Origin of the sequence: Olivibacter sp. EAT-5 (assembly GCF_044784325.1) — a bacterium.
Lineage (GTDB): Bacteria > Bacteroidota > Bacteroidia > Sphingobacteriales > Sphingobacteriaceae > Olivibacter > Olivibacter oleidegradans.
This window is the reverse complement of record NZ_CP173028.1, coordinates 4,446,485-4,466,809: the sequence shown is the minus strand read 5'-3', so window position 1 is coordinate 4,466,809 and position 20,325 is coordinate 4,446,485. Positions and strand designations below refer to the sequence as shown.

Genomic DNA, 20,325 nt, shown 5'->3' with positions numbered 1-20,325 from the left:
CGTAAGCTTTAAGCAGTAGGCTTTAAGCTTGACGATTCAACTACTCCATCACTCAATCTACACTTCAAGTTCCTTGCAACCGGCAACGCAAAAAAATTATTCATCGCTCATCATCACATTGGCTCATCCGCTAATTGTCACATTGGCTAATTTAAAATCTTCCTTACTCAACAACTCCACCACTCAACTACTCCTCTACTCCACAATTAAACTTCCATTTTAGCCCGTTATTCCATTGTTATATACAATATAAAATACTATTTTTACAGCAAAATTCTTTAAATAATGAACATTCACGAATATCAAGGTAAAGCTATACTGAAGAGTTTCGGAGTTCGCATTCAGGAAGGTATCGTTGCCGATAACCCTGAACAAGCGGTAGAAGCTGCGAAAAAGTTAAAACAAGATTATAATTCTGATTGGGTTGTGGTAAAAGCACAGATCCACGCAGGAGGCCGCGGAAAGGGCGGCGGTGTTAAACTTGCAAAGAATATTGATGAGGTTAGAGAAAAAGCTAAAGAAATCATCGGTATGCAACTAGTAACTCCTCAAACTGGTCCTGCCGGAAAAAAGGTAAATAAAGTACTTATCGCACAAGATGTTTACTATCCGGGAGCTAGCGAAACCAAGGAATTCTATATGAGTGTTTTGTTGGATAGATCACGCGGACGCAACATTATCATGTATTCTACTGAAGGTGGTATGGATATTGAGGAAGTAGCTGAAAAGACACCTCATCTTATTCAAAAAGAAGAAATAGACCCTTCCATTGGACTTCAAGGATTTCAAGCAAGAAAAATTGCTTTCAATCTGGGACTAAGCGGTGCGGCTTTTAAAGATATGACTAAATTTGTAGCAGCTCTTTACAAAGCTTACGAAGCGACAGACTCTTCTCAATTCGAAATCAACCCGGTTTTAAAAACTTCCGATGACAAAATATTAGCAGTTGATGCTAAAGTCAATTTGGATGAAAATGCATTATACCGTCACGCTGATTATGCTGAATTGCGTGATTTATCAGAAGAAGATCCGACAGAAGTAGAAGCCGGACGCTCCAATTTGAATTACGTTAAACTTGATGGAAATGTCGGTTGTATGGTAAACGGTGCCGGTTTGGCAATGGCTACCATGGATATTATTAAAATTGCCGGTGGAGAACCTGCGAACTTTTTAGATGTTGGTGGTACTGCCAACGCTGAAACAGTCAAAGCCGGATTCAATATTATTTTAAAAGATCCTAATGTAAAGGCTATTCTCATCAATATTTTCGGAGGCATCGTTCGTTGCGATCGTGTAGCTCAGGGCGTCATTGATGCTTATCAGGAAATTGGCAATATTCCTGTGCCTATTATTGTTCGTTTACAGGGCACGAATGCAGAAGAAGCTAAAAAACTTATTGACGAATCAGGACTTGAGGTATTCTCAGCAATTCAGCTGAAGGAAGCGGCTGATTTAGTAACTAAAGTACTTTCTTAGTGCTTGGTTACTGACAACGTATTTCATATGATAAACCTCCGGAAGCGATTTCGGAGGTTTATTGTTAAAGTACCTATTATTTGAATTAGAAACATGATACACACAAGGATAAAAGAACTTTTAAACAGCACAGATTTTGGAAAAACGGTTATTGTAAAGGGATGGATTAAAACCTTTAGAAACAATCAATTTTTGGCTATTAACGATGGTTCTTGTTTAGGTAATATTCAGGTTGTTATAGATTATGAAAACACGGACGAGCGTACATTAAAGCGTCTTACGACAGGGGCGGCCGTCTCAGTAGAAGGTGTTTTGATCGAATCGCTTGGAAAAGGACAACGCGTAGAAGTGAAAGCAAGCCAAATAAGCATCCTAGGTGATAGCGATCCCGAAAAGTTTCCGCTACAGCCTAAAAAACACAGTTTAGAGTTTCTTCGGGAAATCGCTCATCTCCGTTTCAGAACCAATACCTTTAATGCTGTTTTTAAGGTCAGAAATGCCCTGTCCTTTGCTGTTCATCGTTTTTTTAACGAGCGAGGTTTTGTCTATATTCATACCCCTATTATTACCGGATCAGATGCTGAAGGGGCCGGTGAGATGTTCAAAGTTACTACCTTAGATCTTGATAATCCACCACGTAACGACGATGGATCAATCAATTTCAAAGAAGATTTCTTCGGAAAGTCGACCAATCTTACCGTCTCCGGACAATTGGAAGGTGAACTAGCTGCCTTGGCTTTCGGAAACATTTACACCTTTGGTCCTACTTTTCGGGCAGAAAATTCAAACACAACAAGACACCTTGCTGAATTTTGGATGATAGAACCGGAGATGGCCTTTTATGAGCTTAAAGACAACATGGATTTGGCAGAAGAATTACTAAAGCATGTAATTCGTTATGCTTTAGACACTTGCAGCGAAGAGTTGGATTTTTTGAAAAATCGTCTGCAGGAAGAAGAAAAATCAAAACCACAGACGGAGCGTTCCGAGCTCGATTTACTTGCTAAATTGAACTTCTGTTTAGATAATGATTTTGAGCGACTTACATATACAGAGGCAATTGATATATTGAGACGCTCCAAACCCAATCAGAAAAAACAATTTAAGTATTTAATAGAAGAATGGGGAGCTGACCTTCAATCAGAGCACGAGAGGTATTTAGTGGAAAAGCATTTCAAGAAACCGGTTATTCTCACTGATTATCCGGCAGACATCAAAGCTTTCTATATGCGAATGAACGAGCCGGACGAACAAGGAAGGAAGACCGTAAGAGCTATGGACATTCTATTCCCTGGAATTGGAGAAATTGTTGGCGGTTCACAACGGGAGGAAAGATACGATCTGCTGGTAAACAGAATGAAAGAAATGCATATCCCAATAGAGGATATGAATTGGTTTTTGGATACCCGCCGATTCGGATCTGTACCTCATTCCGGTTTTGGTTTAGGCTTTGAAAGGCTGGTGCTGTTTGTAACAGGCATGACCAATATACGGGATGTAATTCCTTTCCCAAGAACACCAAATAACGCAGAATTTTAGACAGTTAGTTATTTACACGTTATAAGTTACTGCGAAATCCAACTTATAACGTGTATTTTAATTTTCCTGGGCCCCGACATTAAAACTTTTTTCTTCAACGGAGGTTATATATTCATGTTGAGTAGTTAAGTAGTTGAATGGTTGAGTCGTTGATTAGCCAATGTGACAATGGCATAGACTGTGTAGGCTTAAAGCTTATGCTTATAGCTTAAAGCTTACTGCCTATAGCTTATGGCTGAAAGTGACGGTAGTAGTAGCAGTAGCACCTACTGGCAGGTACGCTTTCGACTTTTTAATTTTGAATTTTTACTTTTTAACATGCTTATAAGAATATATCCCGAAAACCCGAACGAACGTGCGATAGAGCAAGTTGTTGCCGTGCTTAAAAAAGGTGGGATTATTATTTATCCTACAGATACCGTCTATGGTATTGGATGCGATATAACGAATCAAAAGGCGATTGAAACGCTCTGTCGGATTAGAGGAATCAAGCCGGAAAAAGCAAATCTATCTTTCATCTGTTATGATTTAACGGATATCGCTCAATACACCAAGCCCATCGATACAGCGACCTTTCGATTGCTTAAGAAATCCTTACCCGGTCCTTTTACCTATATCTTCAATGCAAGTAATCAAGTTCCTAAATTGATGAGTTCAAACAAGAAAACCGTCGGTATACGGGTACCCGACAATAACATCGCCAGGGAAATTGTAAGGCAATTGGGAAATCCAATCGTTTCGGCTTCTATTCATGATGAGGATGAAATTTTAGAATATTCAACTGATCCTGAACTTATCCATGAAAAATTCCAAAATTTAGTAGATTTGGTCATTGATGGCGGTTATGGCGGCAACGAAGCTTCAACTGTGGTTGATTGTACTTCGGGCGAGTTTGATGTCATCCGGCAGGGAAAGGGCGATTTAAGCGTCTATTTATAGTATAAGTACCTGCTTTCTTCTTCCGCTTTACTATTACTTTGCAAGAAATTCTATTAAAGGATCAATAAACCGATCGTAAGCTTCTATATGCGGTAAATGTCCTATCCCCTCTAGTTCAACTAAAGTTGCGTTTTTAATAACTTTTGAGGTTTTTTTGCCAAGTTCGGGATAGTTGCCGAGATTTTGTTGGGCCTCCTTCGGTGCTTTTGCTTTTCCAAGAGCTGTGCGATCTCTTTGTCCGATAATCAGAAGAGTAGATGCTTTTATATTTGCAAATTCATAACATACCGGTTGGGTAAAAATCATATCGTACAGTAAGGCAGAATTCCAAGCTAAACGTGGATAATCGATGTTGTTTGTAACGCCTGCAAGCATGTCAACCCAAGGGTCGTATTCCTTCTTCCATTTGTTATCATAATAAAATTGTAATTGATAAGCTTTTATGCGCTCATAATTTTGCTTTAATTCGTCGTGGTACCATTCTTCTATACTTATATATGGAACAACCGTTTTCCAGTCTTCTAAACCAATTGGATTCTCCAATATCAGCTTGTCAACCAAATCGGGATACATAAGTGTAAACCTAGTAGCCAACATTCCTCCCATGGAATGACCCAATAAAAAGATTTTAGAGATGCCAAGACTATCTAAAAGAGCCTTGGTGTTTTTTGCAAGTAGTTGGAAACTGTATTGTATCCGTTGAGGCTTGGATGACTTTCCAAAGCCTGTTTGATCCGGAATCACTACACGATATCCATTATCGGCCAACGTCTTTGCTGTTTGTTCCCAATACGCACCGTTAAAGTTCTTTCCGTGTAGCAGTACTACAACTTTGCCATTAGCCTGTGCAGGTTTTACATCCATATACTCCATACGCAGTTGCTCCCCCTGATTAACAAGCGAAATGTAGTGCTCAGCAAAGGGGTAAGTAATCCCTTCTAAATTTAGCCCTACGTCCACTTGTCTATGCTGGGCATGGACAGAGCTAGTGCCTATCAATAAAAAAAGAAGGGTAATACGATAGAAATTATTTACAGTCATTTTAGAGTTTCTTTTTTCTTATGCGTTCCCACAAACCTTTTTTCACCGGCTTTTATCGGAATTAAAAGCGCATTTTCTGACGGTGGAATCGGACAATTATACCCTTCACTATAAGCACAATAAGGGTTATAAGCTAAATTAAAATCGATCGTTAGCTGATTGCCCTTAATGTCACTTCGCTTTAAATCCAGATACCTTCCGCCTCCGTATGTCTCCTCATCATTTGTAGGATCGGTAAATGGGAGAAAAAGGTAATCGGCATACTTCGGATTATCCATTAAAGCCACACTTTTAAACAACGTGAGTTTTACTGGCGTACCATTGATTTTAAAATGAGCTTCAGCAAAACGTAAATACTTTTTCTCCTTACCGCTATAGGTGGGTATAATAAACGGTTGGTCATCATAGATAAAAGTAAGCACCGCAGTCACTTTGTATAAACTGTCCGGTCCAAAAAAACGGAGATCCTTCAAATCCTTCTCCTTCAAAGGGGCATGTTCATCTGTCAGAAAAGCTTGTTTATAAACTTCTCTTTGCGCCAAGGTCTGTTCAGTGTAGTTCTGCGCTAAAGCATTCGTTACAAAGAAAGATAAAACCACTGCAAAAAAATAGGTAGCAAAGCCTTTATTCATTTTTCAATTTATGTATCACAAACCTAGTCAAAATCTTTTTATTAACCAGCGATTATGTTGGCATTAGCCATAGGGCTTTAGGCTATAAGCGGTAAGCCGTAAGCTTTAGGCTATAAGCAGTAAGCTTTAAGCTTGTGCTACTGCGACTGCTAATGCAACTAGCTCACTTTGCCGGTTATTACATCGGCAAATTAGCTCATCGGCTAATTTAAAATATTCCCTACCCAACTACTCTACTACTCCCGTATCTGCAAAGCGATAGGTAATTGATATCGAACACGCACAGGTCGTCCATTTTGAATCCCAGGTTTCCATTTAGGTGCTTGTTCCAATAGTCTAACCGCTTCCGGTCCAGTGCCAAATCCTAAGTCCTTCAATACCTGTATATCAGTAAGGGAACCATCCTTCTCTACAATAAAACTTAAAAATAATTTTCCATTAATACCGTGAGATTTAGCCTCTTCAGGAAATTTGTAATTTCTAGCCACGTATTCCATAAATGCTTTTATCCCACCCGGAAATGTAGGGCTTACTTCTACATTTACAAAAACTGCTTGCGTCTCCCCTCCTTCTGTGATGGCGGTCATTTCATCTATAGCTCCTACTTTTGTATCGATAGTTATTGCTGCAGTTGGATCGCCAGTAATCGTTGTCGGTCCGGGATTGGCGCTTTTTAACATTTCCATAGTGGGAGGTTCTTCCGCCGCTTGCGTATGTGGTACCACTTTAGGTGCCGTCATTTTTACCTGGTCTGTCCGCGAACGCCGTTGGGATTCTCTCGGCAACAGAGGTACAACTTCCACCTTTTTTTCGAGCGGTACCTCCTGTAAAACCAATTCGTCATTATCTGAAATCAATTGAAAGGTGGCGTCCTTTTTAAAATGAGCAATTCCGACAACAACGCCTACTGTTATTAAGAAAGATAAGATGCCAAATAGCAGCGCTTTCGACAGATCGTGATGTGCCTTCTTACGAATTACGTAAGCACCATATAACTTATTTCTGCCTTCAAAAACAAGATCTAACCAAGAACCTGTCAGGATACTTAATTTAGGGTTTAACATAGCTTGAGCGATTAAATTCGACAATTTACATTTATCTATAAGATCACTGTAATGACAGTTTTCCATAAGTAGTTTTAAGCAGACAAACACTTATACCTGAAAATCAATAGATTATATTTACTATTTTTTTATACCTTTGTCAAAATTTTTAATAAAACTCTTTTTGCATTTGCTTAAGGCGCATACCAAAAGAACGAAAGATAACGTTTAAGGTATAGTGAAAAGACAAGACAAGAAGTAGCATAAATGAACTATATATTATTTTTATATCTTCTATCGATTTCGGCAGGAGCAATTGAGACTGCAAATCAGCCAAGAGCGAACAAGATATCAACCACCACCATTCATAATTTAGTTTTAAAAAGGTTACCAACCCAACGATATAATGAATCCTTTAATTTCATCAACCCTGCAAAGGATACCATTACAAATGTCGAAGGTTTATCTTCGTTTTATCAGAAACTCCTAGCCTTGAGGGCTGGCCAAAGACATCGTGTCAATATTGTACAAATCGGCGATTCCCATATACAGCCGGATATTATTTCTCGAGAAGTACGGGCGGGGCTACAGGATTTTTTTGGTGATGCCGGACGAGGTTTGGTTTTTCCTTATCAAGTCGCTCGGACCAACGGTCCACTGGATATTACCAGTTCAACTTCTACCCGGTGGTTACCAAGTAAAATAAGTCATCAACGTACACCGGCGGCTAGTGGCATCTCCGGATTTGGCTTAAGAAAAATCCATAGTCAGGGCTTGATTAGGTTGTCACTAAAACCTGACTTACAGGCAAAACAACAATCTTTTGACTATATTAAACTCTTCGTGAGTCAAGGATCATGGAATATTCGTGCCATAGGTAACGATGCGAATACCTACACCATTGATCAATCGACGCCAGACGGCTTAGAAACCAAGGAAATCTTACTGAAGGACTTTGCTACGGGCTTTAATATAAGCCCCTTAGCATCGACTCCCAGCTTCTTCGGTGCTTCACTGGAGAAGCGAAATAATCCGGGTGTGCTATTTCATACCATCGGTGTAAATGGCGCACGCTACGAGCAATACAATAAGGAACCTTTATTTTGGAAGCAGCTTCCTGCGCTAAATGCCGATCTATATATCTTATCCATGGGAACGAATGAGGCTTTTTACAATGGAATGACGGAAGAAATTTACATTAATCAAGTTGCTGAAACCGTAGCCAAAATACAAACGATCGACCCACGCGCGTCCATACTTATTACAACAACGGCTGAATCATTCAAGAATGGCCGTAGTAATCCCATGATTGAACGACTCAATTTGGCCTTAAAATTTTATTGTAACAAAATGGGCATTCCCCTTTGGGATTTGTTTGACATTACCGGGGGGGCAGGTTCTTCCCTTGCTTGGTTGAAAAATAATTTATTGCAAGCTGATAAAATTCATTATCAGCAAAAAGCATATAGCATGCAAGGAGCTCTTCTGTTCGATGCAATGGCCAAAGGTTATAATGAGTACCTTTCGACCGCATCGGAACCTTCTCTGTCTAAATTAGCGACTAAAACTGCAGATAGATAGGCATAACCGGTTCTGCGGATTTGAAGAGGCCATACAATATTAAAAAGCAAAAGAAAACGATCAGGTAGGTTACCAATGAGATAGGGCCGAATCCCTCCACAACCTCATCTGCAAAATTATCAGGGATAAAGTGAATACTTAAGGCCAGCAACATCATCGCCAAAACGGTTTTATAGTTAGCGTAAAAGCCTTGCCAGACGTCGAAACTAACTTCATTAGCGATTTTTGAAATCATAACTACTGATGTGTCATAATCAGGAGTCTTAAAGAATATCCAGCAAAAGCATACCAAATGAAAGGTAACAAGTACTGCCAGCGTTTGATAGAGCCAAGTATTCTTTAGCCCGTCCATCCATTTTCCCGTTATCAGCATCCAAATCTTATGTAAAGCCAAAGCTAAGCCATGTAAGGCTCCCCAAATTAAGAAGTTAAAGCTTGCTCCATGCCAGAATCCGCCCAACAACATCGTGGTTAATAAGTTCATATTGGCTGCTACACCAGACATTTTCCATTTTATTAAGCCAGGAATCAGTAATACGATTGAAATACCTGCACATAAAATGCCGGCGTACTGATTGTTTAGGCCTAATAGATGTTTGCTACCAAAAAATACAGCAACGAAAAACAACAGACAGAATAAATAGGTGCTAAAAGTGCTTTTCCTGTTGCCACCCAAAGGAATATACAAATAATCGCGTAACCAGGACGAGAGTGAAATATGCCATCGTCTCCAGAACTCTGTTATATCGCTACTTTGGTAAGGAGACAGAAAATTAGGTGGAATACTGAAGCCAAGCCACTTAGCAATTCCAATTGCAATATCGCTATAGCCGCTGAAATCACAATAAATAACGATAGCATATCCATAAACGGCAAAGAGATTCTCCAGTCCGGTATAACGGGACGGGTCATCAAAGACATAGTCGACAAAATTCAGGGTAATATAATCCGAAATGATTAACTTTTTTATTAAGCCCGAAATGATCAAATAAAAACCTTTAGCAAAATCTTCATCCCGTAAAAAATAAGGCTTATTTATTTGTGGCACAAAATCGTGCGCCCTTACGATCGGGCCCATCATTAACTTTGGAAAAAAAGACAAAAACAACAGATATTCACTGAATTTCTTTGCAGGCTTAAAATCCCTTCGATATACATCGATGTTATAACTGAGGTTCTCAAAAGTATAGAAAGAGATTCCAATAGGCAATAAAATATTCAATGCACTAAAGTCAGTATGAAAGAATTGGTTGCTAATGGATAAGAAAAAATTCGTATACTTAAAGTAAAACAACAATCCTAAATTGAAAAAAATGCAGCAGACAAGCAAGGAAAGCCGATACCGGCGACTTCGGCGTTTATAAATCGCATGTGAAAGCCAATAATTGACAATTGCAGAAATGACAACTAAGCTAACGAAATAGCCACTTGCTTTATAAAAGAAGTAAAGCGAGAAGCCACAAAAAATATAACGGCGAATGGCATAATGATTTCTAAAAATGTAATATAGTATAATAAATAGCGCAAAGAAAAAAACAAAGAAACCATTGTTAAAGAGCAAGGGATTTTTCGGATCATACAGAAACGATTTTGCAAGCGCAGAAAAATCAATTTCAATGGGCGCTAATTTCCAATCCATATTAATCAGTTCCATTTAAATTTGTGTTTTCAGATTTCTTCACTTGCTTATTAATTGCCTCAAATAGATGCTTCGCCAACAATTTAGCGCCCAACGCATTGGGATGCACGTAATCTTTATTCGCTAAACTGGGATTTTGCGTAGCCCAATTTACCATCGAATTTTTGCCTCCCATTGCTGCATATAGACTAAAGAAAGCACAATCCGTTTGTTTCGCCAGTGCGGCCTGTTCCTTGATAAGTGCTTCAATACCTACCGCTGACTGATAGCCCTCGGGATACCTAAAAGCACGGTCGCCAGTTCCTACGATAAGCACATCGGCCTTAGAAAAACATGCCTTCATTTTTTTAACAACTGGAATCGCTGCTCGCTTGTACCAAGTAAAATTGGTGTCATCCGGCTTATATAAGACGTTTACACCGTACTGAAAAATAATTAAATCATAAGGGTTTTGCTCGTTGATTTCCTTGAGCAAATCTGCATTAATCTTCCCTAATTCCAAACCTGAAATGCCTCTAAATGAAAAGTTGTCTACGATAACACCTTGATCTGATTCGAAGCTCAAGCCAAATAGTGGGAGTTTCCGGTCAGCAGAGGAAACAACAATGGATTTATCTTTATTATGGGCTACGAGTGTACGGTTAAATAGTGATGTCCGTTCCAGCATCATCGTTTTTTTATTAACAACCACCGATGCGCTGTCTGTTGCCGGTCCGTGTAACAGATACTTACCTAGCACTATTGAGGTATCTTTACTGGTATTATCTTTGATTTTAACCCAATCGTTTCCAGATGAAAAAAACACATGGCCGGAAATAAATAAATCTTGCTTTTTAGTATTTTTAAAGTTGAAATCCCTCCAGTTAGCGGAAGACGACGCGATAGCCGTGCGTCTAAATTGGGCAACCTGCGATGCTATAGGAACAAAACCGACACCACTTCCCCCATAAGCCTGTTGCAGTAAACTTCTCAACGTTTGGGATAACAAGTCGCCTTCAATCATACTGTCACCTAAATAAGCGATTCTCACCTTCGTCTTTTTGCCATTTTTCAAGGCAATGAGTTTTTTTATAAATCGTGATAAGGCAACACTTTCGGAGTCTATGTTAAAGGAAATAATGTCAGATTGATTCAAGTTTAGGGGAAGTGCTTCGGCAGACACAATTACCTTTTCCTTGGAGCTATCACTTGCGGTCATAAATGCTTCATCTATTGAAGCATTTGAATGCATTGTAAGGGAGTCATTCTTTTTCTCGTCGTTGTTTTGCTTCACCTTCTTGCTTCCTGACGTGTATCTATTTTGGTGAAGCGCATCATTCTCTCGTGGCTTTACAATTACATCGGAAATTAAATTAATACGATCAAAGGGTTCCCACTTTTTACGATAGGCAATATTGATATATGAAAATACTAGATAAAGAAGTAGGCTAAAGAAAATAAACTGAAATACACGTTTATTAGCATTCATAAAGACATCTAATATATCATAAGTTATATCTTGAGATGGTCTTTAGAATACGTGTTTTCCATGTTTGAGGATGGGTGGAATATCCTGATTTACTTATAGCATCGACCCACTTGGAGGCATCGTCCGTACCTTTTAATCGGGAATAAAAATACTTACCGGAAATCAGTTTACAAAAATGTATAAATGACCCCATTGCCGAACTATATTGTCTGTATCGACTTTTGATACCGTGCGTTTGCTTTAGTTTATTAGAGCCTACGATACCAAAATGATTATGCAATAATTTAGAATTCCTACTTTGCCCGTTTCCGGACTCCAGGATAGCAATACCTAAAATTACCGACGAAGGTATCCCGTAAGCTTTTGAAAGCGAATCTGCTATCGATTTATGATTGTTTATATATTTTGTTTGCGCAAAACTTATATTTACACAACCTAAGTACAAAAGTGCCAGAAATAAAACTTTAGATCCGACTGAACGTATTGTTCGAATGTTTTTTCCTATCATATTTCTATTTTAAGAATACACAATCGTTCTTTACATTTACAATGCGACTAAGTTAGTTCAGCATTTTCCCCCGCTAGTAAGAACATTCCACTCTAATTCAGCTACCTTTCTCAGAGATTGTGCGAAAATAAGTGTTTAATTTTTCTTTTGAAACACAAATCAACTAACTCACTGATTATAAGACATAAAAAAAAAACAAACCAGTTGTAGTTATTAAACACTAACATATCATTAACTCTATTTTTTTGATTTTATTATATTCGTTCGAAAAAATCTCATCAAGACGAGTGGATTAGGGGTCAGTCGTATCATCCTTATGTTTAATAGATACCCCATATAGAAGATTAATTGAAAATAAAAAAATATATGAAACCTAGGATAATCATCGAATATTGCCCTAAATGTGGGTGGCTTTTGCGTGCGGCTTATATGGCTCAGGAAATTCTTACCACCTTCACCGAAGACCTCGAGGGTGTACTTCTAAAACCGAGTGATGTCAGTGGACGCTATACAATACGAATTGACGATCAGGAAATTTTCGACCGCAAGCGGGCAGGTGGTTTCCCTGAGGTGAAATCGCTGAAACAAGTCATTCGGGATCATGTTAATCCGGGTAAAGATCTAGGGCATTCAGATCGTTGAGAATGTTGAGTGGTTAAATTGTTGATTAGCCAATGAGCCGATTAGCCAATGTGACAATGAGCCGATTAGCCAATGTGACAATGTGACAATGGCGTGGACCCTGCGAGCTTAAAGCATACCGCGTATAGCTTAAGGCTTACTATAAAACCGAAAGCTGGTTGCTGAAAACTGACCATTGCACACCGATTTAAATTTTACTAAGTTTGTTAAACGATTACCAACAATAAATTGTGATGATAAAGACCTTATTTAGCTTCGTATACTTTCTTTCAGTCAGTTCTTACTTACTAGCTCAACCTGCTTTAAAGAAACTATGGCAAACAGATCATCTGGACGTTCCTGAATCTGTTTTGATTGCAGAAGAAAGTAACACCCTGTATGCAAGCTTAATAGGCCCCGGCAATCACACAGCAACAGACGGCAATGGGTCCATCGCAAAATTAGATCGTAACGGAAAAATTATAAATGCGCAATGGATTACCGGCCTCAATTCACCTAAAGGATTAGGCGAATTTAAAGACAAACTTTATGTGGCAGATTTAAAAGAACTGGTAATTATCGACATACCCGACAATAAAGTGTTAAAAAAAATTGAAATCCCCCAAGTTGGTATGCTAAACGATATTACAATCGATCCACACGGAATCGTCTATGTATCCGATTCAAAGGGTGGAAAAATTTACTGCTATAAGAATGGCAAAGTTGAAGTTTTTCTGGACGGTCTCGTAAACCCCAATGGCCTCTTTGCGGCAGACAACGGTTTATATTTTTTAGATAGCGGTTCGCTTTTCTATTTAAATAAAAACAAACAAGCCGATAAAATTGCAGAGGGAATGGAAAAATCTACTGACGGCTTGCAAAAAGACGGCGACAACTTTTTGGTGAGCGCATGGATTGGTGTCCTCTACTATGTCACGAAAGATGGAAAAGTAACTACACTTCTTGATACTAAAGCCGAAAAAATGAATACAGCAGACTTCGCTTTTGATCGCGCGTCGCGCCAGCTGTATCTTCCTACTTTCTTTAAGAATCACATTATCGCCTACCAGGTTCAATAAATTGACGGGGCCGGTGAAGGTAGCACGTAAAGCTTCGGCCTAAAGCTAAATTTAGTACCTTTGCGATCTAAAGGCTAAAGAATTGGACATGATCAAGGTTGGAAAACTAAATACGCTTAAAATTGTAGGCTCTGACAATTTACAATATACACTTTCGGATGACGAATCGAACATCGTCTCCTTACCCCACACAAACACCTTATCACCGATTTCCAAAGATGCGGAGGAAATTACGGTATTTGTATATACCAATAAACAAGGGGCATTAACCGCAACTACCAAGAAACCTTATGCAGAAGTAGGCGATTATGCCTTATTAAAGGTCGTCGCCGAAGCTCCAAATGGTGTATTTATGGATCTGGGCATTGAAAAGGACCTCTTCGTCCCAAAAAAAGAACAAAGATGGCCTATGGTTAAGGGAAAAAGTTATCTTATTCACATTTATCTAGATCCATTGAACAACCACATGGTGGGTTCTTCAAGATTGAACAAATACATTGATAGAGATGAACTTAGTGTCGAAGTTGGAGATGAGGTGGAGTTGATTATCTCAGAAGAAACAGATTTGGGATATAATGCAATTATAAATAATCGGCATATAGGGCTCTTATATGCGAATGAAGTGTTTGAAAATCTCCGTATCGGAAATAAACGAAAGGGCTGGATTAAAAAAATATACCCCGATGGAAAAATAGACTTATCCTTACAACCTTTGGGGTATGAACATATTCTTAATAGCAGAGAGATGATTATCGATTTGCTGAAAAAACGAAATGGACGTATACCGCTAGGAGACAAAAGTTCGCCGGAAGAAGTATATAAGATTCTTAAGATAAGTAAAAAAACCTTCAAAAAAGCTATTGGTGCTCTTTATAAAGAACGGCTGATCGAGATCAGTGATGAGGAAATAAAAGAAACAAAACAATAATGGTATTCGGACTGGAGAAAAAAGAAATCAAGCACGTTTATAAAACCTCAATCATTCAGCAGACAGCATTTTGGTCAGAAGTAAAACAACAACAAGGGATCGCTAGTTTAGCTATTAACTTCAAAGTGAATAAACCATCTATTTTCAATGGTTCACCCACCGGAAAATCAGCCTATATAGAAACAGACGTCCTTATTTTACTTCAACATATCGATAATGAGCATACAATTGCTTATATTCCCTATGGGCCTGAAATTGAGCCTCACGAAGAAAACCAAGGAAAATTTCTGGAAGAATTTTCTGAATCATTACGTTCTTATTTGCCGAAGAATTGCATTACGATACGTTACGATCTTGCCTGGCAATCGCAATGGGCAACAGACCCGGAACATTTCGATAAGTATGGTAATTGGAATGGTCCTCCGGAAAAGAGATATCAAGAATTTAGGTTAAACATTAGTACACAACACTGGAATCTCAAAAAGTCTAATTCAGACATTTTGCCATCAAATACAATATTTCTTGACCTCAGAAAAGAACCGAAGGCGCTGCTGGCGGCCATGAAGCCAAAAACCCGTTACAATATTAATCTGTCTGGTAGAAAGGGTGTGCATATTCGAGAAGTAGGTTTAGATAAACTTGATGTATGGTATGCTTTATATCGGGAAACTGCAATCAGAAATAATATTCATCTGAACAGTATTGAATATTTTCGTTCTGTGTTGAAGGCTAGGGCCGAAAATAGTGCATCCCCTGCCGAAGTGCAACTTTTGGTAGCAGAAGTAGATGGGATACCCCTAGCGGCCATGTTTTTAGTTCTTAGTAACAAGCGCGGAACTTATCTGTATGGTGCGTCATCGTCTATCAAACGGAACTATATGGCCACCTATGCACTACAATGGAGGGCTATGCAAATTGCCAAAAGCAGGGGTTGTGAAGAATATGACTTTTTCGGTGTATCACCACGACCCGATCCCGCGCATCCGATGTATGGCCTCTTCAAGTTCAAATCGGGTTTTGGAGGTAACCTACATCACCGAATGGGGTGCTGGGATTATCCACTGGATCAAGATAGGTATATACTGTTTAAAGCATCCGAAATGAAGAGCCAGGGATACCACCTTTAAGCTGTACCTTATAATTGGCTCGGTAGGTAACCAAAATATCGCTTAAACGCTTTTGTAAAGTTATAAGGATCGGCGTATCCTAAGGTGTAAGCAACTTCTGCAATGGTGCTATGGGTGTCTAATAGGATTTGCCTTGCATATTCCATTCTGCATTGCATTAAATAATCAAAAACGGTACATCCGAAAAGCTGCTTGAATCCCTTTTTTAGTTTGAAATCGTTCAAGCCTATTTCCCGAGCTATTTGTTTTAATGTCAGCGGATCAAATATATGTTGCTGAACGAATAGCTTGGCTGCATGCAGGCGTTCTATATCAGCAGGCTTTATAAACAAAAAAGGCTGTTCAGGCATTGACTCGGCTTGCTGTGCCTGTAAAAAAAATAGCTCCGTCACTTTGGATTCCAAGTACAGTCTACGCATTTGACCGACATAAGGACATGCTAGAATCTCGTTAATGACCGTGTGTTGTTGATGGGTTATTGGCATGGGCCCACGGGAGATATCCGCTTCCCTCCCTGCGTGCACCTCGTTCCAAAAACGCTCAAGGCATGGCAAGTCCGTTGCTATCAAACGCTCGAAATAAGGTTCTTGCATACAAATCCCAAATGTTTCCACCCGATTTCCGCGTAACGAATAATCCCCCTCAAAGTTAGGCATATAACCCAATATATGCCGATTCGGCTCGACGTGATATTCCTGTCCGGAAGATATGGGTTTGGCAGAAGAGATTCCTTGCAGCGAAAAATACATATTAAGGCTAGGTTCCTCTTGGCAGTCGCTGATAGTAAGCTCCAATTCTTTCAATCCCTTCAGCGAAAAAATCTCAATGCCCGCTGACTTAAATAGAATATTTTCCGACAATTCATCCGCGCTTATGAGGTAATTGTCTTTTAGTGAAAAGGAGGATGGTGCTACTATTTCTTCCATAAAAAACGCGTCTCGAAAGACTTGAAAAGGGTAATACCATTACCACAAGATACCATCAAACTTAGAAAATTTAAATTTGAAATCCAACCTATTTAGCAAGGAAAACGTTATTGCTACCCTGACTAATAAATCCGTTTTGAAGGGATAAAAATCCGTTTAGGAAGGGTTGTCCAGGATTATTTCAAGCAATTTTGAAATTAAATGAAATAGGTGGGATTCAATTGTTAAAATCGGGTCTCGACCTTATAACAGAAAAGCTAAGGCATTCCATTTAACAACATTTTATAATGAAAGCATTTACACTAGGAAAATTTAAACCCGTCATTAATCTTCCTTCATCGGCAACGCCTCACAACTTAATTTCTGTATTTAGAACGGATGTAACCAATAAAAAAGATGCTGACCATATTATTAAGCTTCTTAAAAAGCAATACCCTGATGGCAGATTTAATTTTGATCTCGAAGACAGCGATAAGGTGTTCCGGATTGAATATAAACGTGATATTATTGTTGACGTCATAAGAATGTTCAGAATAAAACGATTCACCTGCGAAACGCTCATCTAAATAGCGGGATTAGCTCAGAAAATCCAATATTTGCGGACGGGCCTCCACGAGGAGGTCTGTTTTGTCTTTTAATTGAACATATTCATCATCTACGTGTATCCACGTTCCATCCCATTGTATTTGAATATCTCGCCCCCTTATAATTTTCCAGGGCCCTTTTTTTGTCTTTCCCAATGCCACATTTTTTACATATTCGATAAAAACGTCTCGTTGGCCCTCCTCCAGTAAGACGACTTCAAACAGGCCGTCGGTCATATCCGCCTCAGGTGCCAGCTTCAAATTGGGGCCTATTGAACAAATGTTGAGCACTTCTATAAGTAAGTATTTCCCTGTTATTTTTTTTCCGTCAATAGTGATATGAGCTTGTCTTGCTTCGTAACTTAAACTAATCGTCAACAGCGTATGTAATGCCAGACTAATTTCATCTTCTTTGCTTTCCAGATTATCAGTTTTTATCTTTTCCATTTCTCGCATGAGTTTAGGTAGCAAACCAACACCGAAGCTTTCCAAAAAGAAATTTTGCTCAACGCCTAAATCAACCGCGCCCACATCTACTTTTTTGATATTCTTTTTTGCCAGACGGTTTAGTAATTTTTTTATGTTATCCGGACTACCTAATGTTAAGGCGACATTATTAGCTGTACCCATTGGCAAAAGACTTAATAATAGCTTCTTATCCAACCATGTTCGTTTAAGTAAAACACTAGCCACTTTCCGCACCGTTCCATCACCCCCCACGATTAGGATGATATCAATAGCCTTATCGATTTTCTGCCATTTTTTTTGTCGTATCGAGCTATAAATCGCATTATATCCCGCTTCTTTTATTGCATTTACCAATTCATTTTTTTGGTGGTCTTTATCACCCGCTTTAGGGTTATGCAAAATCAATATGGTTTCCTTCATATAGTATTAGTGCATCAATGGCACATTTTAAAAACATTAAAGAGCCTTAGATGTTTGCTAATTAAGAATAAGAGGAATTAGCTATGAGAATATTGGTAACGAACGACGATGGGATATACAGTCCGGGCATTGCGGCCCTAGCGAAAATTGCAGCCAACTTTGGAGAAGTAACCGTAGTAGCCCCTGATGTGGAACAATCCTCCATGGGACATGCAGTAACTCACTCAAGACCCTTATCTTACAAAAAATCACCTGTTGAATTCCCTGGGATTAACGCCTATCGCGTCAATGGAACACCGGCAGACTGTGTTGCACTTGGAACACATTTATATCACCACATTGATGTTGTTTTATCAGGCATTAATATGGGGACCAATTTGGGAAATGCGATGTGGCATTCAGGGACCCTTGCAGCGGCTAAGCAAGCTGTCTTATTAGGCATTAAAGGAATTGCCTTAAGTACACCGGTAGGCAAATCAGAACCTGATTTTGATTTATTAGCTCCTCATGTACACCAAGTGCTTGAGCAGTTGTTACAACGTACAACCTTAAGCCTTTATAATGTTAACTTTCCGAGTAATCCCCAAGGGATCGCCTGGACAAAACAATCAGTGCGGCTTTACGACGGAACGATTATACCCGGGACGGATCCTTTGGGAAGAAAACACTACTGGTTTACCGTTACCCCCTTAGAACCTGCGGAAAAAGGAACGGATCGCTGGGCTGTCGAAAATAATTATACCTCTGTCACTCCGCTGAGGCTCGACTTAACAGACGAAATAAAGTTGCGGCAACTCGAAGAGACTTGTCCATGGCAAGTATCGGCTTCTTCCTGAATATTTCTTAATATTCACTTAACATAAAATTTACAGCATTACTGTATTTTTGATACATGATCATTTTTTGGATTGCTGCACCGATTTACATATTAGCACTTATTGTATCAGTAAGTATGGGCATAAAACGAGGTGCTCTTTTTATTGGGTTTCTCTTATTAATTACGCTCCTATTGTATCTCATGTTTTTCCATTCGACAGAGTCGGCGTTAGGGGTTGTAATAATTGGTGTCATTACTTATTTAATGAGTAGTAAGCGCTAGTTAAGTCCCCGCTTCCAGTCGATCTATTTGCTTAAAGTAACTCAGTCGATAACTGTTCATAGCCACTGTCATCAGTTGCTCGGTTAATTTATTGTTAGCAACAGCTCCTACAACAGCCCCTATAATAGGAATTAGCTGTGCTAATTTTGCCAAATCAAGATAATCTCTATATTCCTGCTGAAAATCCCGCCAGTCGAAATGATCCACATCGGATGGAAGTGTTTGTATAAATGTTGTCCAATTCTCCATTCTTGATAAGATCTCTTTTCGTTTCTGCTGGCTGCAGAAAGTAATTTTGAAAACATATAAGATAAATAAGCGCTCCTTGTAGTCTTTTACATTGAATCCGTAAATAGATGCGATCTCAAACAACAGCTTTATTTTGATTGCCAGAAAAGCGGGAAAATCTGCAAGTCCCATTAAAATCCCCCCTGCTCCCGTCACGGCACCTTCGATGGTCGCCGCATTTTTATAATGTCTACCTACCCGTTTTACATATGCTTCCTGCAACTGCAATGACCTTCCCTTTTTTATGGTAGAGCTTGTATACTGTGAGCCGAACAATACCGCTTTCACCATTTTCTCGATTGTTACCGTGATAACTTGATGGATCTTTTCGGGAATGAGCGCATTCATTTTTGTCTGAATCCCTTTTGTCAGTTTGCTGCTAACCGAAGGGGCTTTTAACATACGCTGCTTCCAATCCTGCATTTCCCGATAGGCTTTTTCTTCATAGCTGTTTAACATTGCATCGCGTGTTTAATCAAACATTTTATCTTTTCAAAGGTTAATATAAAAAAACCTTATGAATCCTACACTTAGGAACAGCAATATAGAGATTCGTGAAGGTTATTGAAGATGAATATACATATTTTCAAAAAAAACCGATTATGGAACAGTTACTTAGCATAGATTTACTCAGAAGGCTGAAGCTCAACGGGTATACCGCATTGATACCAAAAGCTAAGAGGAATAACACCCAGGTTTTTGCTATTTCAAACTATCCTGTTGAAGAACTAAAAAGTAATGCAAAAGAAGCTCCTTTGCATGAAGATAACGTATTGGCAATTGAAGATTTGCTACTGCACGAAGATGAATTAACACTTGAGGGAATTGTTGTATTACCGGATGAAGACTTATCCTCCGCTTTATAAAAGGAATCAGGATAGCATACTTAATTTGCATCAAACAAGCGGACGGTTTGAGT

At 39.0% G+C, this 20,325-nt stretch carries 20 protein-coding genes; 11 read left to right on the top strand and 9 right to left on the bottom strand.

The window, feature by feature from the left end:
- The first annotated feature begins 285 nt into the window (after positions 1-285).
- From sucC to ACH11B_RS18525, 3 genes are all read left to right on the top strand, one after another.
- Positions 286-1,476, top strand: a complete 1,191-nt coding sequence (gene sucC / locus ACH11B_RS18535; protein ID WP_013666599.1) for an ADP-forming succinate--CoA ligase subunit beta — start codon at positions 286-288, stop codon at positions 1,474-1,476.
- Positions 1,477-1,569: 93 nt separating this feature from the next.
- Entirely contained in the window at positions 1,570-3,015 is a 1,446-nt protein-coding gene (gene asnS / locus ACH11B_RS18530) for an asparagine--tRNA ligase (RefSeq protein ID WP_130857803.1), read from the top strand.
- A gap of 318 nt (positions 3,016-3,333) precedes the next feature.
- Entirely contained in the window at positions 3,334-3,954 is a 621-nt protein-coding gene (locus tag ACH11B_RS18525; protein ID WP_041388377.1) for an L-threonylcarbamoyladenylate synthase, read from the top strand.
- 33 nt (positions 3,955-3,987) lie between these two features.
- Here ACH11B_RS18525 and ACH11B_RS18520 read toward each other — a convergent pair whose 3' ends face one another.
- The 3 genes from ACH11B_RS18520 to ACH11B_RS18510 form a co-directional block, all read right to left on the bottom strand.
- Positions 3,988-4,995 (bottom strand): alpha/beta fold hydrolase, encoded by a 1,008-nt coding sequence (locus tag ACH11B_RS18520; protein ID WP_130857804.1) that lies wholly within the window; start codon positions 4,993-4,995, stop codon positions 3,988-3,990.
- On the bottom strand, positions 4,992-5,627 hold the full coding sequence (locus ACH11B_RS18515) for a DUF1684 domain-containing protein (protein WP_130857805.1): 636 nt from the start codon (positions 5,625-5,627) through the stop codon (positions 4,992-4,994). Before ACH11B_RS18515 ends, ACH11B_RS18520 begins: the two co-directional genes overlap by 4 nt.
- A gap of 236 nt (positions 5,628-5,863) precedes the next feature.
- Complete coding sequence (locus tag ACH11B_RS18510) at positions 5,864-6,691, bottom strand: energy transducer TonB (protein ID WP_130857806.1); 828 nt, start codon at positions 6,689-6,691, stop codon at positions 5,864-5,866.
- Positions 6,692-6,937: 246 nt separating this feature from the next.
- Here ACH11B_RS18510 and ACH11B_RS18505 point away from each other — a divergent pair, with 246 nt between their 5' ends.
- Positions 6,938-8,251 (top strand): GDSL-type esterase/lipase family protein, encoded by a 1,314-nt coding sequence (locus tag ACH11B_RS18505; RefSeq protein WP_013666593.1) that lies wholly within the window; start codon positions 6,938-6,940, stop codon positions 8,249-8,251.
- On the opposite strand, the gene ACH11B_RS18500 is transcribed toward ACH11B_RS18505, so the two are convergent.
- From ACH11B_RS18500 to ACH11B_RS18490, 3 genes are read right to left on the bottom strand one after another with little or no spacing between them, the layout of a single operon-like run.
- Positions 8,232-9,905: an MBOAT family O-acyltransferase gene (locus ACH11B_RS18500; protein ID WP_377609097.1), complete on the bottom strand. Its 1,674-nt coding sequence runs from the start codon at positions 9,903-9,905 to the stop codon at positions 8,232-8,234. The two genes, ACH11B_RS18505 and ACH11B_RS18500, sit on opposite strands and share 20 nt — an antisense overlap.
- The gene (locus ACH11B_RS18495; protein WP_130857807.1) at positions 9,892-11,358 is read right to left on the bottom strand and encodes a hypothetical protein; all 1,467 of its coding nucleotides are present in this window, start codon (positions 11,356-11,358) and stop codon (positions 9,892-9,894) included. Before ACH11B_RS18495 ends, ACH11B_RS18500 begins: the two co-directional genes overlap by 14 nt.
- 16 nt (positions 11,359-11,374) lie before the next feature.
- Positions 11,375-11,866 carry a glucosaminidase domain-containing protein gene (locus ACH11B_RS18490; RefSeq protein ID WP_013666590.1) on the bottom strand — a complete coding sequence of 164 codons (492 nt, stop codon included), beginning with the start codon at positions 11,864-11,866 and terminating at the stop codon, positions 11,375-11,377.
- Positions 11,867-12,232: 366 nt separating this feature from the next.
- Between ACH11B_RS18490 and ACH11B_RS18485 the strand changes: the two genes are divergently transcribed.
- The 4 genes from ACH11B_RS18485 (at position 12,233) to ACH11B_RS18470 (ending at position 15,621) form a co-directional block, all read left to right on the top strand.
- Positions 12,233-12,508 carry a SelT/SelW/SelH family protein gene (locus ACH11B_RS18485; RefSeq protein ID WP_013666589.1) on the top strand — a complete coding sequence of 92 codons (276 nt, stop codon included), beginning with the start codon at positions 12,233-12,235 and terminating at the stop codon, positions 12,506-12,508.
- Between the two features lie 233 nt (positions 12,509-12,741).
- Positions 12,742-13,566, top strand: a complete 825-nt coding sequence (locus tag ACH11B_RS18480; RefSeq protein WP_130857808.1) for an SMP-30/gluconolactonase/LRE family protein — start codon at positions 12,742-12,744, stop codon at positions 13,564-13,566.
- Positions 13,567-13,654: 88 nt separating this feature from the next.
- Positions 13,655-14,494: a S1 RNA-binding domain-containing protein gene (locus ACH11B_RS18475; protein WP_013666587.1), complete on the top strand. Its 840-nt coding sequence runs from the start codon at positions 13,655-13,657 to the stop codon at positions 14,492-14,494.
- The gene (locus ACH11B_RS18470; protein WP_130857809.1) at positions 14,494-15,621 is read left to right on the top strand and encodes a peptidoglycan bridge formation glycyltransferase FemA/FemB family protein; all 1,128 of its coding nucleotides are present in this window, start codon (positions 14,494-14,496) and stop codon (positions 15,619-15,621) included. Before ACH11B_RS18475 ends, ACH11B_RS18470 begins: the two co-directional genes overlap by 1 nt.
- 8 nt (positions 15,622-15,629) lie before the next feature.
- Here the strand turns inward: ACH11B_RS18470 and ACH11B_RS18465 are convergent, their stop codons facing one another.
- Complete coding sequence (locus ACH11B_RS18465; protein WP_130857810.1) at positions 15,630-16,547, bottom strand: AraC family transcriptional regulator; 918 nt, start codon at positions 16,545-16,547, stop codon at positions 15,630-15,632.
- 287 nt (positions 16,548-16,834) lie between these two features.
- Between ACH11B_RS18465 and ACH11B_RS18460 the strand changes: the two genes are divergently transcribed.
- Positions 16,835-17,113, top strand: a complete 279-nt coding sequence (locus tag ACH11B_RS18460) for a hypothetical protein (RefSeq protein ID WP_013666584.1) — start codon at positions 16,835-16,837, stop codon at positions 17,111-17,113.
- A gap of 9 nt (positions 17,114-17,122) precedes the next feature.
- Here the strand turns inward: ACH11B_RS18460 and ACH11B_RS18455 are convergent, their stop codons facing one another.
- Entirely contained in the window at positions 17,123-18,019 is an 897-nt protein-coding gene (locus ACH11B_RS18455; protein WP_149105686.1) for a diacylglycerol kinase family protein, read from the bottom strand.
- Between the two features lie 83 nt (positions 18,020-18,102).
- Between ACH11B_RS18455 and surE the strand changes: the two genes are divergently transcribed.
- Complete coding sequence (gene surE, locus ACH11B_RS18450) at positions 18,103-18,855, top strand: 5'/3'-nucleotidase SurE (RefSeq protein ID WP_013666582.1); 753 nt, start codon at positions 18,103-18,105, stop codon at positions 18,853-18,855.
- A gap of 263 nt (positions 18,856-19,118) precedes the next feature.
- Here the strand turns inward: surE and ACH11B_RS18445 are convergent, their stop codons facing one another.
- Positions 19,119-19,865: an EcsC family protein gene (locus tag ACH11B_RS18445; RefSeq protein ID WP_377609100.1), complete on the bottom strand. Its 747-nt coding sequence runs from the start codon at positions 19,863-19,865 to the stop codon at positions 19,119-19,121.
- Positions 19,866-20,008: 143 nt separating this feature from the next.
- On the opposite strand from ACH11B_RS18445, the gene ACH11B_RS18440 reads away from it, so the two are divergent.
- Positions 20,009-20,272, top strand: a complete 264-nt coding sequence (locus tag ACH11B_RS18440; RefSeq protein ID WP_013666579.1) for a hypothetical protein — start codon at positions 20,009-20,011, stop codon at positions 20,270-20,272.
- Positions 20,273-20,325 lie beyond the last annotated feature (53 nt).